The 18,848-nt window shown below is 69.8% G+C and carries 15 protein-coding genes; 12 read left to right on the forward strand and 3 right to left on the reverse strand.

What is annotated here, in order from left to right:
• Positions 1 to 22: 22 nt before the first annotated feature.
• The 3 genes from ACWGI2_RS04185 (at position 23) to ACWGI2_RS04195 (ending at position 4,117) form a co-directional block, all read left to right on the forward strand.
• The gene (locus ACWGI2_RS04185; protein ID WP_453693713.1) at positions 23 to 1,237 is read left to right on the forward strand and encodes an acetyl-CoA C-acetyltransferase; all 1,215 of its coding nucleotides are present in this window, start codon (positions 23 to 25) and stop codon (positions 1,235 to 1,237) included.
• 257 nt (positions 1,238 to 1,494) lie between these two features.
• Positions 1,495 to 3,669, forward strand: a complete 2,175-nt coding sequence (locus tag ACWGI2_RS04190; protein ID WP_453693715.1) for a 3-hydroxyacyl-CoA dehydrogenase NAD-binding domain-containing protein — start codon at positions 1,495 to 1,497, stop codon at positions 3,667 to 3,669.
• Between the two features lie 25 nt (positions 3,670 to 3,694).
• The gene (locus tag ACWGI2_RS04195) at positions 3,695 to 4,117 is read left to right on the forward strand and encodes a hypothetical protein (protein WP_453693717.1); all 423 of its coding nucleotides are present in this window, start codon (positions 3,695 to 3,697) and stop codon (positions 4,115 to 4,117) included.
• Positions 4,118 to 4,149: 32 nt separating this feature from the next.
• Here the strand turns inward: ACWGI2_RS04195 and ACWGI2_RS04200 are convergent, their stop codons facing one another.
• Positions 4,150 to 4,884 (reverse strand): MerR family transcriptional regulator, encoded by a 735-nt coding sequence (locus ACWGI2_RS04200; RefSeq protein WP_160510673.1) that lies wholly within the window; start codon positions 4,882 to 4,884, stop codon positions 4,150 to 4,152.
• Between the two features lie 181 nt (positions 4,885 to 5,065).
• On the opposite strand from ACWGI2_RS04200, the gene ACWGI2_RS04205 reads away from it, so the two are divergent.
• From ACWGI2_RS04205 to ACWGI2_RS04225, 5 genes are all read left to right on the forward strand, one after another.
• Positions 5,066 to 6,877, forward strand: coding sequence for an AMP-dependent synthetase/ligase (locus ACWGI2_RS04205; RefSeq protein WP_453693719.1), 1,812 nt, complete (start codon positions 5,066 to 5,068; stop codon positions 6,875 to 6,877).
• Positions 6,878 to 7,057: 180 nt separating this feature from the next.
• Entirely contained in the window at positions 7,058 to 8,515 is a 1,458-nt protein-coding gene (locus ACWGI2_RS04210; RefSeq protein WP_453693721.1) for an amino acid permease, read from the forward strand.
• A 56-nt stretch (positions 8,516 to 8,571) separates the two neighbouring features.
• Positions 8,572 to 9,051 carry a macro domain-containing protein gene (locus ACWGI2_RS04215; protein ID WP_453394589.1) on the forward strand — a complete coding sequence of 160 codons (480 nt, stop codon included), beginning with the start codon at positions 8,572 to 8,574 and terminating at the stop codon, positions 9,049 to 9,051.
• A gap of 109 nt (positions 9,052 to 9,160) precedes the next feature.
• Positions 9,161 to 9,640 (forward strand): F0F1 ATP synthase subunit B family protein, encoded by a 480-nt coding sequence (locus ACWGI2_RS04220; protein ID WP_453693723.1) that lies wholly within the window; start codon positions 9,161 to 9,163, stop codon positions 9,638 to 9,640.
• A gap of 73 nt (positions 9,641 to 9,713) precedes the next feature.
• Positions 9,714 to 10,490, forward strand: coding sequence for an alpha/beta fold hydrolase (locus ACWGI2_RS04225; RefSeq protein ID WP_453693725.1), 777 nt, complete (start codon positions 9,714 to 9,716; stop codon positions 10,488 to 10,490).
• A gap of 244 nt (positions 10,491 to 10,734) precedes the next feature.
• Here ACWGI2_RS04225 and ACWGI2_RS04230 read toward each other — a convergent pair whose 3' ends face one another.
• Positions 10,735 to 11,880 carry an acyl-CoA dehydrogenase family protein gene (locus ACWGI2_RS04230; protein ID WP_453693727.1) on the reverse strand — a complete coding sequence of 382 codons (1,146 nt, stop codon included), beginning with the start codon at positions 11,878 to 11,880 and terminating at the stop codon, positions 10,735 to 10,737.
• Positions 11,881 to 11,994: 114 nt separating this feature from the next.
• Between ACWGI2_RS04230 and ACWGI2_RS04235 the strand changes: the two genes are divergently transcribed.
• Both ACWGI2_RS04235 and ACWGI2_RS04240 read left to right on the forward strand, forming a co-directional pair.
• Positions 11,995 to 12,606 carry a TetR/AcrR family transcriptional regulator gene (locus ACWGI2_RS04235; protein ID WP_453693729.1) on the forward strand — a complete coding sequence of 204 codons (612 nt, stop codon included), beginning with the start codon at positions 11,995 to 11,997 and terminating at the stop codon, positions 12,604 to 12,606.
• 211 nt (positions 12,607 to 12,817) lie between these two features.
• The gene (locus ACWGI2_RS04240) at positions 12,818 to 13,708 is read left to right on the forward strand and encodes an oxygenase MpaB family protein (RefSeq protein ID WP_453693731.1); all 891 of its coding nucleotides are present in this window, start codon (positions 12,818 to 12,820) and stop codon (positions 13,706 to 13,708) included.
• Between the two features lie 147 nt (positions 13,709 to 13,855).
• On the opposite strand, the gene ACWGI2_RS04245 is transcribed toward ACWGI2_RS04240, so the two are convergent.
• Entirely contained in the window at positions 13,856 to 15,376 is a 1,521-nt protein-coding gene (locus ACWGI2_RS04245; RefSeq protein ID WP_453693733.1) for a M1 family metallopeptidase, read from the reverse strand.
• Positions 15,377 to 15,580: 204 nt separating this feature from the next.
• Between ACWGI2_RS04245 and ACWGI2_RS04250 the strand changes: the two genes are divergently transcribed.
• Positions 15,581 to 17,542, forward strand: a complete 1,962-nt coding sequence (locus ACWGI2_RS04250) for a Xaa-Pro dipeptidyl-peptidase (protein ID WP_453693735.1) — start codon at positions 15,581 to 15,583, stop codon at positions 17,540 to 17,542.
• Complete coding sequence (locus ACWGI2_RS04255; RefSeq protein WP_453693737.1) at positions 17,539 to 18,837, forward strand: M14 family metallopeptidase; 1,299 nt, start codon at positions 17,539 to 17,541, stop codon at positions 18,835 to 18,837. Before ACWGI2_RS04250 ends, ACWGI2_RS04255 begins: the two co-directional genes overlap by 4 nt.
• The last annotated feature ends 11 nt before the right edge of the window (positions 18,838 to 18,848 follow it).

Here is an 18,848-nt window from a genome sequence, read left to right on the forward strand (position 1 = left end):
CTTGTCCCGAAAGGCTGCTGTCTTGACCACCGAAGCGTACGTATACGACGCGATCCGCACCCCGCGCGGACGCGGCAAGGCCAATGGCGCCCTGCACGGCACCAAGCCGATCGACCTCGTCGTCGGCCTGATCCACGAGATCCGGGCGCGTTTCCCCGACCTGGACCCGGCGGCCGTCGACGACATCGTCCTCGGCGTCGTGGGCCCCGTCGGCGACCAGGGCTCCGACATCGCGCGCATCGCGGCCATCGCCGCCGGTCTTCCTGACACCGTCGCGGGCGTCCAGGAGAACCGCTTCTGCGCCTCGGGTCTGGAAGCGGTCAACATGGCCGCGATGAAGGTGCGTTCGGGCTGGGAGGACCTCGTCCTCGCGGGCGGCGTCGAGTCGATGTCGCGGGTCCCGATGGCCTCGGACGGCGGCGCCTGGTTCGCCGACCCGATGACCAACTACGAGACGGGCTTCGTGCCGCAGGGCATCGGCGCCGACCTGATCGCCACGGTCGAGGGCTACTCGCGGCGTGACGTGGACGAGTACGCCGCCCTGTCCCAGGAGCGCGCCGCGGCGGCCTGGAAGGACAGCCGCTTCGAGAAGTCCGTCGTGCCGGTCAAGGACCGCAGCGGCCTGGTCGTCCTTGACCACGACGAGTACATGCGGCCCGGCACCACCGCTGATTCGCTGGCGAAGCTGAAGCCGTCCTTCAAGGACATCGGCGACCTCGGCGGCTTCGACGCTGTCGCGCTGCAGAAGTACCACTGGGTCGAGAAGATCGACCACGTCCACCACGCGGGCAACTCCTCGGGCATCGTGGACGGCGCCGCGCTGGTCGCCATCGGCAGCAAGGAGGTCGGCGAGCGGTACGGCCTCGCGCCGCGCGCCCGGATCGTCTCCGCGGCCGTCTCCGGCTCGGAGCCGACCATCATGCTCACCGGTCCCGCGCCTGCCGCGCGCAAGGCGCTCGCCAAGGCGGGTCTGACCATCGACGACATCGACCTCGTCGAGATCAACGAAGCGTTCGCGGCTGTCGTGCTTCGCTTCGTGAAGGACATGGGGCTGTCCCTGGACAAGGTCAACGTCAACGGCGGCGCGATTGCGTTGGGGCATCCCTTGGGCGCGACCGGGGCGATGATCCTGGGGACGCTGGTCGATGAGCTGGAGCGGCGTGACCTGCGGTACGGGCTCGCCACCCTCTGCGTCGGCGGCGGGATGGGCATCGCCACGATCGTGGAACGGGTGTAGCTCCGCTGGGGCTGGGGCCGTCACCGACCGCAGGTGCGTCGTGGTTGCTCGCGCAGTTCCCCGCGCCCCTGAAGGCATGCGCTGCGCGCAGCCTTCCCCGATACGCGCCCTGGAGATGGCGCGCGCAGTGCGCATCTCCAGGGGCGCGGGGAACTGCGCGACCAGCCCCCACCAGCGGTCAGCCGGTCACATCCCCTCAGCCACCCTCCCCGGATCCCGCCCCCGCCCCGCCCACAACAGACTTCACGGAGAACGTCATGACGCAAGAAAGCACCACCATCCGCTGGGAAATGGACGCCACCGGCATCCTCACCCTCGTCCTCGACGACCCCAACCAGTCCGCGAACACCATGAACCAGGGGTTCAAGGACTCCATCGCGGCGATCGCCGAGCGCGCGGAGGCCGAGAAGGACTCCATCCGCGGCATCATCTACACCTCCGCCAAGAAGACCTTCTTCGCGGGCGGTGACCTGAAGGACATGATGCAGGCAGGCCCCGAGAACGCGCGGGACGCGTTCGAGGCGGGCGTGGCCATCAAGGGCTCCCTGCGCCGCATCGAGACCCTGGGCAAGCCCGTAGTCGCCGCCATCAACGGCGCGGCCCTCGGCGGCGGTTACGAGATCGCCCTCGCCAGCCACCACCGCGTCGCGCTGGACGCGCCCGGATCCAAGATCGGCCTGCCCGAGGTCACCCTCGGCCTGCTCCCGGCGGGCGGCGGCGTGACCCGCACCGTACGCCTCATGGGCATCGCGGACGCGCTCCTGAAGGTGCTCCTCCAGGGCACCCAGTACTCCCCGAAGCGCGCCCTGGAGAACGGCCTCATCCACGAAGTGGCCGCCACCCGCGAGGAGATGATCGAGAAGGCCCACGCCTTCATCGACGCCAACCCCGAGTCGGCCCAGCCCTGGGACAAGCCGGGCTACCGCATCCCCGGCGGCACCCCGGCCAACCCGAAGTTCGCGGCGAACCTGCCCGCGTTCCCGGCCAACCTGAAGAAGCAGATCAACGGCGCCCCGTACCCGGCCCCGCGCAACATCCTCGCGGCCGCCGTCGAGGGCTCGCAGGTCGACTTCGAGACGGCGCTGACCATCGAGGCCCGCTACTTCACCGAACTGGTCACCGGGCAGACCGCGAAGAACATGATCCAGGCGTTCTTCTTCGACCTCCAGGCCGTCAACTCCGGTGCCAACAGGCCCAAGGGCATCGAGCCGCGCCAGGTCCGCAAGGCCGCCGTCCTCGGTGCCGGGATGATGGGCGCGGGCATCGCCTACTCCTGTGCCCGCGCGGGCATCGAGGTCGTCCTCAAGGACGTCTCCGCCGAGGCCGCCGCCAAGGGCAAGGCGTACTCCGAGAAGCTGTGCGCCAAGGCGGTGCAGCGGGGGCGTACGACCCAGGAGAAGGCGGACGCGCTGCTCGCCCGCATCACGCCGACCGCCGACCCGCAGGACCTCGCGGGCTGCGACGCCGTGATCGAGGCGGTCTTCGAGGACACCGCCCTCAAGCACAAGGTGTTCCAGGAGATCCAGGACGTCATCGAGCCGGACGCGCTGCTCTGCTCCAACACCTCGACGCTGCCGATCACCCAGCTCGCCGAGGGTGTCACGCGGCCCGTCGACTTCATCGGCCTGCACTTCTTCTCGCCCGTCGACAAGATGCCGCTCGTCGAGATCATCAAGGGCGAGCGGACCGGCGACGAGGCCCTCGCGCGCGCGTTCGACCTCGTACGCCAGATCAACAAGACGCCGATCGTCGTCAACGACTCGCGTGGCTTCTTCACTTCGCGCGTGATCGGGCACTTCATCAACGAAGGCGTCGCGATGGTCGGCGAGGGCATCGAGCCCGCGTCGATCGAGCAGGCCGCGGCCCAGGCGGGCTACCCGGCGAAGGTCCTCTCCCTGATGGACGAGCTGACCCTCACCCTGCCGCGCAAGATCCGCAACGAGACGAAGCGCGCCGTCGAGGAGGCCGGCGGCACGTGGGCCGGGCACCCCTCGGACTCCGTCATCGACCGCATGGTCGACGAGTTCGAGCGTCCCGGCAGGAGCGGGGGAGCGGGCTTCTACGACTACGTGGACGGCAAGCGCGCCGGGCTCTGGCCGGGCCTGCGCGAGCACTTCACCAAGCCGGGCACGCAGATCCCGTTCGAGGACATGCAGGAGCGGATGCTCTTCTCCGAGTCGCTCGACACCGTGCGGCTCCTTGAGGAGGGCGTCCTGACGTCCGTCGCGGACGCCAACATCGGCTCCATCTTCGGCATCGGCTTCCCCGGCTGGACCGGTGGCGTGCTCCAGTACATCAACGGCTACGAAGGCGGCCTGCCCGGATTCGTGGCACGCGCGCGTGAGTTGGCCGACCGCTACGGGGATCGGTTCACGCCGCCCGCGCTGCTGGTCGAAAAGGCCGGCAAGGGCGAGAAGTTCAGCGACGCCTGACCCCAGGTCACCTGCGGTTCCGCCCGTGTGCGGGGGCGGAACCGCGGGGTCGCGCCCCCGCGTCGTATCCGGCTACCGCACCGACGACAAGACCGAGGGCGCGCGTTACGACCTGATCGTCTACCGCAACGAGCGGGCCGCCGAGCGGGCCTTCGCCGCCTGGGAGAGCTACGCCCGCGACAACAAGCGCGAGCTCAAGATCCTCGACGGACCGCCGCAGGGCGAGTCGAGCGTCAGCTACGCGTACAAGACGGCCGCGAAGAAGCACACACAGACGGTCGTGATCGTCCAGGGCAAGTACATCGGCACGCTCGAACTCCGGGACACCGCCGGTAGCGCCGCCGGACGGAAGGACCTCGACACCCTCTCCGAGGTCTTCGCCACCCGTCTCGTGCAGGCCACGCGGGGCGAGATGCCCACCGCGACCGCGGCCAACGTCAGGGTGTAGCAGGGGAGTTGCCGTCGAATCGCGGGAGTGGATCAGCCCTCGTCGAGCCACTCCCGCAGCTCCTCCTTGAGGGAGCGCTGGAACGCCGTCACCAGGGCCTGTACCACCATCGGCTGCATATGGGCCGACAGGGAGCGCATCGCCGCCACGTGCTCCGGGTCCGACTCCCGGTCCCGGTAGGGCCCCCACACCTCGTCGCGGAAGAGCCGGGACAGCTCGACGGCTGCCGAGCGGGTGTGCTCCATCAGGACCGTGCGGGCCGCCAGGATCGTCTCGTGCGCGATGGGCACGTCGAGCAGTTCCACGCCGAGGCGCAGCAGCCCCGGGTCGACGCGGTACGACCCCTGGGGCTCGGTCGGCGCGACGACCCCCATCGCCGAGAGCCGGTCCAGGTCCGCCGCGGTCAGCGAACGGCCCGCCCTGCGCTCCAGCTCCGCGTGGTCGGTGTCCTCGGCCGAGTCGGGGGCCCAGGAGGCCACCACCGCACGGTGGATGGCGAGGTCGTGGGCGCTCAGATCGGGCGGCAGCTGTTCCAGGTACCTCTCGATCGCGGCCAGCGTCATGCCCTGGTGCTGCAACTCCTCGATGAGCCCGAGCCGGGACAGATGCTCCTGGCCGTAATGACCGACCCGGCGCGGGCCGATCACCGGCGGCGGCAGCAGGCCCTTGGTGCTGTAGAAGCGGATGGTGCGGACGGTGACGCCCGCGCGGGCGGCCAGTTCGTCGACCGTGAGCGTCGGCTCGTCCGTGCCCGACGTCGTCGTCATCGTCATGGCAGCGCTTCGCCTCCCCAGTTGAGCACCGACAGTTGTGCACCAGCAGTCGTGCACCTACTGCTGTGCACCGTCAGTTGTGCACCGATCAGGTGCAACAGTATTGCTGTCTCACCACTGTTGTGAAAGCGTCCGGGCCAGTCACTTGCTTCGTCGATGACGCCAGGAGGCGGTCATGACCACGATCCTGCGACTCCCCGGGGAACCCGCCGACATCACCCTCCCCGCCCTGCTGCTCCGCAACGCCGAGGACCACGGCGACCGCCCCGCACTCTCCTGGCGCGCCACCCCCGAGGGGGAGTGGACGACGCTGACCTGGCGCGAAGCACGCCGCAAGGTCGCCGTTCTCGCCGCCGGGTACACGGCGCTCGGCGTACGGCGCGGTGAGCACGTCCTCATGATGATGGGCAACCGCCCCGAACACTGGCTGAGCGATCTCGCCCTCGTGCACCTCGGCGCGGTCCCCATCACCGTGTACGGCACGTCGGCGCCCGAGCAGATCGCGCACATCGCCCGGCACAGCCGTGCCCGCTTCGCGATCGTCGAGGGCGCCCGCGAGCTGGAACGCTGGGAGCCGCTCCTGACGGACCCCGACGCGCCGATCGAGCGTCTGGTGGTCGTCGAGGCCGCCGATGCGGGCCCGCACCGTACGTACGGCTCCCTGCACGCCACGGGAGGCCGGCTGTTCGACCCGGACGCCTTCGAGAAGGGCTGGCGCGAGTCCCGGTCCGACGATCCGCTGACCGTCGTCTACACCTCGGGCACCACCGGCGACCCCAAGGGCGTCCGCATCACGCACCGCAACGTCGTCCTCAACGGCGTCGCCCTGGACGCCGTCGTCGAGCTCCCCGACTTCGTGGAGCACATCAGCTACCTCCCGTTCGCACACGTCGCCGAGCGCATGCTGGGCATCTACTTGCCCGTCTTCCGCGCCTCACACGTGCACCTGTGTGCGGATCCGACCGCCGTCGCCGCGACCGCGCGCGAGCTGCGCCCCGCGCAGTTCTTCGGCGTCCCGCGCGTGTGGGAGAAGCTGGCCGCGTCCGTGAAGGCCGTGCTCGCCGGGCTGCCGGAAGAGCAGCGGGCGTCGATCGAGGCGGCGAACGAGACGACACGCGCGCGCGTGGAGTACATCGAGCGCGGCGAGACCCCGCCGGCCGAGGTGGAGACGGCGTACCGCGAGGCCAAGGAGAAGGTCATCGGGCCGCTGCTCTCCCTGGCCGGATTCGACCGCCTGGTGTGGACCGCGAGCGCGGCGGCGTCGATGCCCCTGGACGTCGTGCGCTTCTGGGCGGGCTTCGACATCCTGATCATGGACGCGTGGGGTCTCACGGAGACGACTGGGGTCGTCACCATCAACACCCCGGCCGCCTTCCGTCTCGGCTCGGTGGGCAAGCCCCTGGACGGCCTGGAGATCCGCACCACCGACGACGGCGAGATCCTGGTGCGCGGCGCGACGGTCTTCGACGGCTATCTGCTGCCCGACGGGGGAGTGGAGTCGGCCTGCGACGCGGACGGCTGGTTCGCCACCGGCGACGTCGGGCGGATCGACGAGGACGGCTTCCTCTGGCTCACCGACCGCAAGAAGGAACTCATCGTGACCTCGACGGGCAAGAACGTCTCGCCCGCGCTCGTCGAGAACACCCTCAAGGAGCACCCCCTCATAGGCCAGGCCCTCGTCCACGGCGACGGCCGCTCCTACCTGGTGGCGCTGCTCGTCCTCGACCCCGAGATGGCCCCCGTGTGGGCCGCCGCCCAGGGGATCACGGGCGACCTGATGGCGAGCGAGGCCGTACAGGAGGAGGTCGCGCGGGCCGTCGAGGCGGCCAACGCACGCCTGAACCGCACCGAGCAGATCAAGCGCTACCGCCTCCTCGGGGAGGAGTGGGGACCCGAGACCGGGGAGCTGACGCCGTCCCTGAAGCTGCGCCGCAGGGTCATCAAGGAGAAGTACGCGGAAGCCATCAACGGGCTGTACACCCAGTGATCATCGTGTGTACACCCCCTGCCCACCATGTGAGAAGTGCCGCTATGTGACGTGCGCCACCGCATGTCGGGCGATCTCTGGGGGAAGGTGTCGCGTCGGTCCACACACGTCAGGGGTGTCGTGGACCGGAGCACATCCGGACACCGGAGTTTTCCGGGCACCAGAGAGTAGACCCCCCACGTGAGCAAGGAAGCCGTAGACACGGCCGCTGCGGACGCATCCCGCACAGATGCGTCCCAGGCCCCCGCGGACGCGGGCGACGCCGGTTACAGCAAGGACCTCAAGGCCCGTCACGTCAACATGATCGCCATCGGTGGCGCGATCGGAACTGGACTCTTTCTCGGTGCGGGCGGCCGCCTGCACTCCGCGGGCCCCGCGCTCGCCGTCGCGTACCTCGTGTGCGGCATCTTCGCCTTCTTCGTCGTACGCGCCCTCGGCGAGATGGTCATCTACCGGCCGTCGTCGGGTTCGTTCGTCAGCTACGCGCGTGAGTTCCTCGGCGAGAAGGGTGCCTACGTCGCCGGCTGGATGTACTTCCTGAACTGGTCGACCACCGGTATCGCCGACATCACGGCCATCGCGCTCTACACGCACTACTGGAGCTTCTTCACCGACATCCCCCAGTGGGTGCTCGCGCTGATAGCCCTCGCCGTCGTCCTCGTGATCAACATGATCTCGGTGAAGTACTTCGGCGAGATGGAGTTCTGGTTCGCGATCGTCAAGGTCGCCGCCCTGGTCGCCTTCATGCTGATCGGCATCTTCCTGCTGGTAACCCAGCAGGACGTGGGCGGGCAGACGCCGGGCCTGAGCGTCATCACCGACAACGGCGGCTTCCTGCCGAACGGCATCATGCCGGTCGTGATCGTCATGCAGGGCGTCGTCTTCGCGTACGCGTCGCTTGAGCTGGTCGGCGTCGCGGCGGGCGAGACCGCCGAGCCGCAGAAGGTCGTCCCGCGCGCGGTGAACTCCATCATGTGGCGGGTGGGCCTCTTCTACGTCGGCTCGGTCGTCCTGCTCGCGCTGCTGCTTCCCGGGTCGGTGTACTCGGCCGACCAGAGCCCGTTCGTGACGGTCCTCTCCAAGATCGGCGTCCCCGCGGCCGGTGACGTGATGAACCTGGTCGTCCTCACGGCGGCGCTGTCGTCGCTGAACTCGGGCCTGTACTCCACGGGCCGCATCCTGCGCTCGATGGCGATGGCGGGTTCCGCGCCGAAGTTCACCGCGCGGATGAACAAGAGCCAGGTGCCCTACGGCGGCATCCTGCTCACCTCCGCGGTGTGCGTGCTCGGCGTCGGCCTGAACTTCCTCATGCCGAGCCAGGCCTTCGAGATCGTCCTGAACGTGGCGTCCCTCGGCATCATCAGCACGTGGGTGATCATCATGATCTGCCACCTGGCGTTCGTCCGCCGCGCCAAGGAGGGCCTGATCACCAGGCCCGGCTTCCGGCTCCCCGGCAGCCCGGTCACCGAGATCGTCACGATCGCCTTCCTGCTCTCCGTGCTCGGCCTGATGTGGAAGGACCCGGAGATCGGCCGCAAGACGCTCTACCTCATCCCGATCATCGCGGCGGCGCTGGTCGCCGGCTGGTACGGGATCCGCCGCAGGGTGGACCGCGAGGCGGCGGGCCTCACCAAGTAGCCGCACGCAACAGCAGCTCAACGGCCACTGTCAGTGGCAGCGCCTACGGTGGCGTCATGTCGGAGATCACATATGTCCGAGGTGACGCCACCGCGCCGTTGGGCAAGGGCGTCAAGCTGATAGCCCACGTCTGCAACGACCTCGGGGGCTGGGGCAAGGGCTTCGTCGTCGCGGTGTCGCGCCGCTGGCCCGAGCCGGAGGCCGCGTACCGCCGGTGGCACCGCGAGCGCGCCAAGAACGACTTCGGCCTTGGCGCCGTCCAGTTCGTCGAGGTCAGCCCCTACATATGGGTGGCCAACATGATCGGCCAGCACGGCATGCGCACCGGCAGCAAGGGCGTCCCCGTGCGGTACGAGGCGATCGACACCGCCCTGGCCACGCTCGCCGACAAGGCGGCCGAGCTCGATGCCTCCGTGCACATGCCGCGCATCGGCTGCGGGCTCGCGGGCGGCAAGTGGTCACGCGTCGAGCCGCTGATATCCCGGCGTCTGGTGGAGCGGGGCATCGCGGTGACGGTCTACGACTTCGGAGACTGAGCCGACCGGGCACGGACCCGGACCCCAGCGGCCGCCGACGTGGCGGGGATCACTCAACTGCCGTGCAGGTGTGCGTTGTTGCGCACGCATGAGCGGGTAGATCGCCAGTATGCAGCTCATACCCATGCCGCTGGGGCCGATCAACCCGGATGTCGAGAATCTCGTCGTCGGAGCCGTGCTGTTCGGCTCCCTCTACGTCTTCGTAAGGCGCATGATCCTCCGCGTGAACCGCGTACTCGAAGAGCGCGCCACGATCCTCGAAGGGGTCACCGGCGGACCGGCGGCGGAGCTGCGCCGCGAGGCCGAGCGGATACGCGCCGAGCGCGAGGCGACGCTGGCCGAGGCCCGTCACGAGGCCGCGCAGGTGCGGCAGCGGGCCCGGGAGGAGGGCGCGGCCCTGATCGCCGCCGCCCGTGCGGACGGCGTACGCGAACGCGACGAGGTGCTCACGGCGGGCCAGGCCGCGATCGCGACGGAACGTGCGTCGACGGAAGGGGAACTGCGGGCCCAGGTCCCCGAGCTGGCGGCGGTGCTTGCCAGCAGGATCGTGGGAGAGCCGCTCCCTACGGCGACGGCTTCAGGCCGCTAGCCGGACGGCGTCCCCGCGGGAGGCGGCCGAGTTCCGTCTGGCGCTCGGGCCGCCCCCACGGCACGCTCGCACCATGGAACTCATGGTGCCGGTCAAGGACGGCGAAGTGTGGGCGCAGGACTCCGGCGGCGAGGGACTGCCGCTGGTCCTGCTGCACCCGGGAGTCGCGGACTCCCGCGTCTGGGACGGGATCCTGCCGCGCCTGGCGGAGGGGCGCCGGGTCATCCGCTACGACGCGCGGGCGTACGGCAGCTCGCCCGCCCCCACCGCGTCCTTCTCGCTCGTCGAGGACCTGATCGCGGTCCTCGACCACTTCGACGTCGCACGCGCGTTCCTCGCGGGATCGAGCATGGGCGGCGCCACGGCCATCGGCATCGCGCTGAGGGACCCCGCCAGGGTGGCGGGGCTCGCCCTGCTGGTCCCCGGGATCACCGGCAACCCGGACTTCGCCATGGAGGAGTTCACCGCCGAGGTGGTCCGCCTCGCGGAGGCGGGCGACATGGACGGCATCGTGGCCCTGGTGAAGCGCACGTCGGCCGCCGCGGGGACCGGGGACGACCCCGAGGCGGAGGCGCTCATCAGGGCGGTGATCCCGTCCTGGTTCGCCGTCCACCCCCACCAGGTCCCCGACCCGCCCGCATTCGACCGGCTCGGCGAGCTCGACATGCCGTGCGTGCTGGCCCTGGGGGAGCACGACGACCCCGAGGTGGTCCGCTGCAACGAGGAAATGGCGGCACGCATCCCGGGCTGCCGTCTCGTGCGGCTGCGGGACAGCGACCACTTCCCGACGCTGCGCGAGCCGACAGCGGTGACGGACCTGATCCTGGAGGCGTACGCCGCCGCGCGCTAGGCGACCCTGCGGCACCTGCGCCGGCGCGGCGCAGGCGGCACCCGCGGATCCTGCGGCATCCACGCTGCCGGGCTCTGACGGCACAGGCGCATCCACGTACCCGAACGCGGCTCACTCGGCCGCCGCCGGCTGCCTGCTCGCTGTGGTGGCGGTGGTCGGCTGCCAGTCGGCGCCCTTTTAGTGGCTGCCGTGCACGGTGGCGGCACAGGCGCCTTGCGCTCCCGCAGCCACCGCAGCCTCCCGCCTACAGTCCGTAGCTCTTCCCGATGATGTCCCGCTGGATCTCACTGGTGCCGCCGTACACCGTCGAGACCACCGCGGCCCGCAGATGCCGCTCCATGTCGTACTCGGTCGCGTAGCCGTAACCGCCCATCATCTGCATGCCTTCGAGCGCCGCGCGCTTCGCCGTCTCGGTGGCCTTCAGCTTGGCCATCGAGGCCTCGCGCGGGAAGAGACGTTCCGGCTCGGCGTCGCACTTCGCCGCCACGTCGAAGACGAGGAGCCGCGCGCACTCGATCTCCGTCGCCAGATCCGCGATCCGGTGCCGCAGCGTCTGGAAGGAGCCGACCGGCCGCCCGAACTGCTCGCGCCCGCGCACGTACGTGACCGTGTCGTCGAGGATCCGCTCAGCGAGGCCCAGCATGTTCGCCGCAAGGAACAGCCGCTCCGCGTTGAGCCCCGCCATCAGCTGCGGCCACGCCCTGCCCTCGACGCCCACCACCGCGTCCGCGGGCAGCCGTACGTCGGTGAAGTAGACGTCGTTGACCTCGCGGCCGCCCATCGTGGAGATGCCCCGGATCTCGATCCCCGGGGTGTCCGCGGGCACATGGAACATCGTCAGGCCCTCGTGCCTGGGCCCGCTCGCGTCCGTACGCGCGACCAGCAGGATGTACGAGGCCAGGTGCGCGTTGGAGATCCAGGTCTTGTGCCCGTTGATCAACCACCCGCCGTCCGCCGCCCGTTCGGCCCGGCACCGCAGCGCCGCCACGCCCGACCCGGCGTCCGGCTCCGACATCGCGATCGAGAGCACCTGCCCGGCGACGGCACCGCCCACCGCCGCCTTCTTCTGCGCCGCCGAGCCGAACCTCTCGTACGCCTTCGCCGTGATGACCGACGTGACGAAGCCGCCCGCGGGCACCATGCCGCGTGCCGTCTCGCGCAGGAACAGGCAGGCGTCCGTCATGCCGCCGCCCGACCCGCCGTACTCCTCGGGAAGGCACACGCCCAGCCAGCCCAGTTCGGCGAGCTTCGCGTAGAGGGCGGGGGAGTGCGGGCCGCCGGTCTCGGCGGTCAGGGCGTCGCGCTGCTCCCGCGTGCCGCACTCGCGCTGCGCGAAGTCGGGTAGCGCCGCGGTGAAATCGAGCTGCTCCGAGCTGGGCCACTCCGTCATGAAACCCTCCTGGACTGGGCGTAGTTACAAAGAGATTGAGTTAGTGTCCGTGTAGCCATGGGGAGTTGGTGCGGGGGCTGTGGTTGAGTGCGTGGGGACTACGGGGGAGGGCTCATGGATTCGATGATGGAGCGCGCGCTGGACACGGCGCCGCCGTCCGACGCCCTGACCGAGCAGATACTCGACGCGGCGCGCGAGCAGTTCATGACGTTCGGCCTGCGCCGCTCGACCGTCGACGACGTCGCCAAGCGCGCCAGGGTCTCGCGCGTCACCGTGTACCGCCGTATCGGCAACAAGGAAGCGCTCGTCTCCGCCTGCCTGCTGCGGGAGTACCGCCGGTTCGTGCGGGAGGTGGACGAGGTCGTCGCACCGCTCCCGACGATGGAGGAGCGCATCGTCGAGGGCTTCGTCGTGGTCCTGCGGCACATTCGCGCCCACCCGCTCATCGGCGGCCTGATGCGGCTCGAACCGGAGACGATGCTGCCGTTCCTGACCCTGGAGAGCGGCCCCGCGTTCCTCGCGATGCGCGGGTATCTCACGGACCGCCTGCGCCGGGCGCAGCGCGCCGAGGGGAAGGAGGAGGGCGATCCGACGCCGGTGGCGGAGCTGATGGTGCGGATCACGGTCTCCTTCCTGCTCAATCCGGTGAGCTGCTTCGCGCTCGAAGAGGACGACCACGTACGGGACTTCGCGCGCCGCTATCTGGTGCCCCTGCTCGGCAGCTGACCGCGCAGTTCCCCGCGCCCCTCAGGTCGCCATCGCGCTTTCATACAAGGCCACTTGACGTCCTGTCCCACCCCCGTGAGTCAGAGTTACAAGAACTATTGACTTGTTTCATCGGGCGCGTCAACACTGCTGCAGTCGCATACTGGAACACGAGAACACGCACAAACTGGGCACCGACCGGAGGGCCCGGCCGACCCCTGGGAGCCGCGTGATGCAAAGCCGCAGCCGGATTCCCGAGCCGCCCCCGCCCGGCGGGATCCTGTGGGACATCGCGGGCGACGTCCGCGCCCTGCTCGCCCTGCCCGCCGCGCTCACGATGCAGGTCGCGCACCCCGCGGTGGGCGCCGGCGTCGACACGTACTCCGTCTTCCGCACCGACCCCTGGGGGCGCGGCGAGCGGTCGCTGCGGTCGCTGCAGACCTGGGTGTACGGCGGTCGGAGCGCGGTCGAGGAGGGGCGCAGGCTGCGCGAGCTGCACAAGCACATCCGGGGCACGGACGCGCACGGCCGCGACTACCACGCGCTGACGCCCGCCTACTACGCGTGGGTCCACGCCACCGGGTTCCCCGTCTACCGCCACGCCCAGAAGTACCTGGGTCGCCCCTTCACCGAGGCGCAGGAGCGGCAGCTGTACGCGGAGTGGCTCCAGGTCGGCCGGATCCTCGGCATCCACGACCGGGACATGCCGCAGACGCTGGAGGAGTTCTGGCCGTACTACGCGAAGGTCCTCGCGGACGAGCTCGAGGAGACCGAGGTGGTCCGCGACCTCGTCGCCACGGACCGCCCGCTCCCGCCACCGGACCGTGGCCCCTACCTGGCGCGGGTGGCGCTGCGCATGCTCTGGCCGCTGCTCCTGCCGCCCCTGGCCCGCTTCCGCCGCTTCATCACGATCGGCCTGATGCCGCCGGACGCGAGGTCGGCGATAGGCCTGCCGTGGACTGCCGCTCAGGAGCGCCGCCTGCGCCGCTTCGGCCGGGCGGCGCGAACGGTGGTCCCACACCTCCCGGAACGCCTCCGCTACCTGCCACTGGCACGCAGGGCCCGGGCGCACCGAAAAGTCACCGGCTCCGCCGAGTTCGTCCTCAAACGCCGGACGGGCTGATTCCCCCGCCCACCCGCCCCTTCACACCCGCCCCATCCGACGCGCGGAGCCCCACCCGACGCCACCCACCCGCCCTTCCCAGCAGCTCGCTGCCGGGTGATCGGGTGGGTGGGTGGGAGGCATCCGCCGCGAAGCGGCGGTCCAGAATCAGTGACCGTTACTGTGCCCGTGACCGTTACCGTGACCGTGCACACCATTCGTCGCAGCGATGGACTTCCACGACTTAGGCGTAGCCGGCACCGCCGAGGACCGAGCAATCCCCGCCCCCCGCGCAGCAGGAGCATCCGGCCGCGAAGGCTGGTAGAGCCACGCGTCGAACAGGGAAGCCAGCGGCTTGCCGGAGACCTTCTCCGCGTACTTCACGAAGTCACCCACCTTCGCGTTCCCGTACGCGTACTCCTTCGGCCACCCCTTCAAAATCGCCGAGAAGGACTTCTCGCCCACCTCGTTGCGCAGCGCCTGCAAGGCCAGCGCCCCGCGGTCGTACACGGCGATGTCGAACTGCTTCTCCGGCCCCGGGTCACCCGGCTTGACCTTCCAGAACGGGTCGTCGGCAGGGTGCTGGGCGTAGACGTAGTCCGCCAGCTCCTGAGCCGTCCCCTCACCCTCCTTCTCCGACCACAGCCACTGGCTGTACCGCGCGAAGCCCTCGTTGATCCAGATGTCCTTCCAGCCGTCGACGGAGACGCTGTCGCCGTACCACTGGTGGGCCAGCTCATGCACCACGACGGACACGTTGGAGCCGTTCGCGAACTGCCTCGGGCTGTAGAAAGGCCGCGTCTGCGTCTCCAGGGCGAAGCCGCTCGTCACGTTCGGGACGTACCCGCCGAGCGCGTTGAAGGGGTACTTGCCGAAGACCCCCTCCAACCACTCCGCGACCTCCGTCGACCGCTCGATGCTCGCCCGCGCGGCCCCCGCGTTGTCGCCGAGGTCCTTGCTGTAGGCGTTCAGGACGGGCAGGCCGTCCGCGGTCTTGTCGGTCGTGATGTCGAACTTGCCGACGGCGAGCGTCGTCAGATAGCTGGCCTGCGGCTTGTTCGAGCGCCAGTTGAAGCGCGTCCAGCCGAGCTTCGAACTCTGCGACTGCAGTACGCCGTTGGAGATGGCCTGCGAGCCGTCCGGCACGGAGACCGAGACGTCGTACGTCGCCTTGTCGAGCGGGTGGTCGTTGGACGGGTACCACCAGGCCGCCGACTCCGGCTCCTGCGCCGCCACGCCGCCGTCCGGAGTGCGTGCCCATGCCGTGAAGCCGTTGATCTTCACCTCGGACGGCTTGCCCGCGTAACGGACGACCACCGTGATCGGTGTGCCCTTGGGCAGCCCGGCCGCCGGAGTGATCTCCAGCTCCTGCTCGCCGGACTTCTTGAAGGCGGCCTTCTTGCCGTTGACGCGCACCTCGCTGACCTTGAGGCCGAGGTCGAGGTTGAAGCGCGAGAGGTTCTGCGTCGTGGTGGCGTTGATGGTCGCCGTGCCTTCGAGCAGGTCGGTCCTCGGCTGGTATTTCAGCCGCAGGTCGTAGTGCGAGACGTCGTAGCCGCCGTTGCCGCTCGCCGGGTAGTAGGGATCGCCGATACCCGGGGCCCCGGGCGTGAAGTCGGCCGCCGATGCCGGGATCGCCAGCAGGAGAGAGGCCGCGAGCGCGCCCGGCGCGATGAGTCTGCGGTGCACAAGAGCTCCAAGTCGTACAAGTCGTAGGGGCACTTCAGTAGATGCGTCCGACCTTATTGAGCCCCGTGGCCACGCGTCATGTCCATGGTCGCTACTGTCACACGATCGCCATTCGGCCGACATGTGCCAAAACGCCCCATGAGCCTGTCATCAGTGCGTACTGCCCTCTGTCGCGCGGGAGTTGACCGGTGTACCTTCCGCGCCATGCCGATACGTGCGCGACGCACTCGCCTGATCTGGAGATCACTGCTGACGGCGGCCCTCGCCGCCCTGTTGGCCACGCTCTTGACCCCGGGAGCCGCCCAGGGGGCGCCGAGCGCCCCGCGTGAGAGCAAGCCCGTCTACTCGTACGAGAGCGCGATCCGCGAATCCGTCTGGGTCGACACGAAGATCGACGGAGACGACGACGGGAAGTCCGACCGCGTCGCCGTCGACATCGTCCGGCCCCGCGAACCGGCCCAGCAGGGCCGGAAGATACCCGTGATCATGGATGCCAGCCCGTACTACTCCTGCTGCGGGCGCGGCAACGAGAGCCAGAAGAAGACGTACGACGCGAACGGCGACCCCGTCCAGTTCCCGCTCTACTACGACAACTACTTCGTCCCCCGCGGCTATGGATTCGTCGCCGTCGACCTTGCCGGAACGAACCGCTCCGACGGCTGCGTGGATGTCGGAGGCCGCTCCGACGTCCAGTCCGCCAAGGCCGTCGTCGACTGGCTGAACGGCCGGGCCCGCGGCTACACCACCCGCACCGGCGGCAAGAGCACCAAGGCGTCCTGGACGAACGGCGCCACCGGCATGATCGGCAAGAGCTACGACGGCACCATCGCCAACGGCGTGGCCGCCACTGGAGTGCGAGGTCTCAAGACCATCGTGCCGATCGGCGCGATCTCCTCCTGGTACGACTACTACTTCGCCAAGGGCGCCCCGCTCTACGACAGCGGCCCCGAGTGGCTGTCGAACTACGTGGAGAGCCCCGAGGCACGGGCCCGCTGCGGCGCCGTACAGCAACGCCTTATCGACGAAGCGCCCCGCACCGGCGACTGGACCCGGCTGTGGAGCGAGCGCGATCACGTCCCGGACGCGGACAAGGTGAAGGCCAGCGTCTTCGCCGTACACGGCATGCAGGACCTGAACGTCCGGATGAAGCACTTCGGCCAGTGGTGGGACGCGCTCGCCGACGCGGGCGTCGACCGCAAGGTGTGGCTCAGCCAGACCGGTCACGTCGACCCCTTCGACTTCCGCCGCGGTGAGTGGGTGCGCACCTTGCACCGCTGGTTCGACCACGAACTCCTCGGCTACGACAACGGCATCGACCGCGAGCCCATGGCCGACATCGAGCGCGCGCCCGACCGGTGGACCACCGACCGGGTCTGGCCACCGCACGCCACGGACACGGTGAAGCTGCGCCCCGGCAAGGGGACTTCACCGGGCGTCGGCACCCTCGGCACGCGCCCCGGCACCGGCAGCGAGACCTTCACCGACGACCCGAAGCTGAGCGAGACCGACTGGGCCGCGCAGATCGACACCTCGACCCCCTCGAAGGCCGGGTTCGTCAGCAAGCCCCTCGGCCGTGACCTGCGCCTGTCGGGCTCGTCCGAAGTGACCGTCACCGCGACCCCGACGACCCGCACCGCCCACCTCTCCGCGGTCCTCGTCGACCTCGGCCCCGACACCATCCGCGACTACGCGAGCGCCGGCGAGGGCATCACCACGCTTCCGGAACGCACCTGCTGGGGCCCGAGCACCAGTGGTGACAGCTCCTGCTTCAAGGAGACGAAGGCGAAGACCGCCGACGTCGACTACACGATCTTCAGCCGCGGCTGGGCCGACCTCGGCAACTGGGCCGACGAGCACAAGGGCCGCCCCCTCACGCCGGGCAAGAAGCACACCATCACCCTCGACCTCGCCGCGAGCGACCACGTCGTACGGAAGGGCCACCGCCTCGCGCTGATCGTCGCGGGCACCGACAAGGACCTCATCGACCCCCCGGCCGACACCCCGACCCTCGCCATCGACCTGTCCCGTACGTCGGCGAAGGTCCCGCTGGTCGGCGGCGCCGACGCGTTCCGCACCTCCGAGACCGCCACCCCCCGCGAGTCCCGTCTCGACGGCCTGGCCCCGCCGCGTCCGTTCCGCCCCGTACCTGGAGGCAGCACTTCATGAGACCCCGCACCGGCCTCACGCCCCGCATCCGCACCGTGGCGCTCGCCTGCGCCACCGCCGCGCTCGCCGCACCGCTCCTGACCGCGCCCGCGCAGGCGACGCCGACCCCGCCCCGCACCGGATTCGAGGAGAGCAACGGCGCGCGCTGGACCAGTCAGCCCGAGGAGCAGAAGCTCCTCGCGGCCGTCGACAAGGCGAGCGACCGGGTCTCCGTCTCCCGCATCGGCACCACCAAGCAGGACCGGCCCGTGCAGCTGGTCCGCATCGGTGAACGCCCCACGAAGAACACGGTGTTGCTGATCTGCAGCCAGCACGGCGACGAGCCGTCGGGCCGCGACGCGTGTCTGTCGACCATCCGCGACCTGGCGTACGCGAAGGACAAGAAGACCCGCACGTTCCTCTCGCGCACCACGCTCCTCGTCGTCCCCACCGCCAACCCGGACGGCCGCGCCGCGAACACCCGAGGCAACTCCGACGGCGTCGACATCAACCGCGACCACATCGCCCTGCAGACCGCGGAGGGCCGCGCCCTGGCCGCCGTCATCCGCGACAGGCAGCCCGACTCCATCTACGACCTGCACGAGTACGGAGCGACCCCGAAGTACTACGACAAGGACCTGTTCGACCTGTGGCCGCGCAACCTCAACACCGACGAGGCGGTGCACAAGGAGGCGCAGACCCTGTCCAAGGCGTACGTCAGGCCCGCCGCCAACAAGTCGGGGTACACGACGGGGACGTACGGAATCTGGACGGACCCCGTGACCGGTGAACCCATCAAGCAGACGGCGGGCGACGGCCAGGAGCGCATCCTGCGCAACATCTCCGGCATCAAGCACGCGGCGGGGCTGCTCATAGAGAGCCGCGTCGACCCGCTCACCGAAGCCGAGAAGAAGGACGAGGCGCTGAACAACCGGCGCCGTGTGTCGTCCCAACTCGCCGCGCTCGGCGGCCTGTTCTCCTACGCCGACGAACGGCGCGGCCAGCTGGAGGCGGCCACCGGCGCGGCCCGTCTCGAAGGGTTCCGTGACCGCGGGCCCGTCTATGTCGGCGGCGCAGACAACGACCCGGCCGAGCCGTCCGAAGTGATCCAGGACCCGCCCTGCGGCTACCGGCTCGACGCCGCGCAGTACGGCGACATCAAGGACGAACTCGCCCTGCACGGAGTGAAGGTCAAGAAGAGCGACAAGGGTGCCTACGTACCGATGCGGCAGTCCGCGCGTTCTCTCGTACCGTTGCTTCTCGACGAGCGCGCCCCCTATCACCTGGTCACAGGTCGGCCCGACACCGGCTGTTGAGTAGGTGAGAG

This window comes from Streptomyces sp. NPDC054866 (assembly GCF_053610745.1).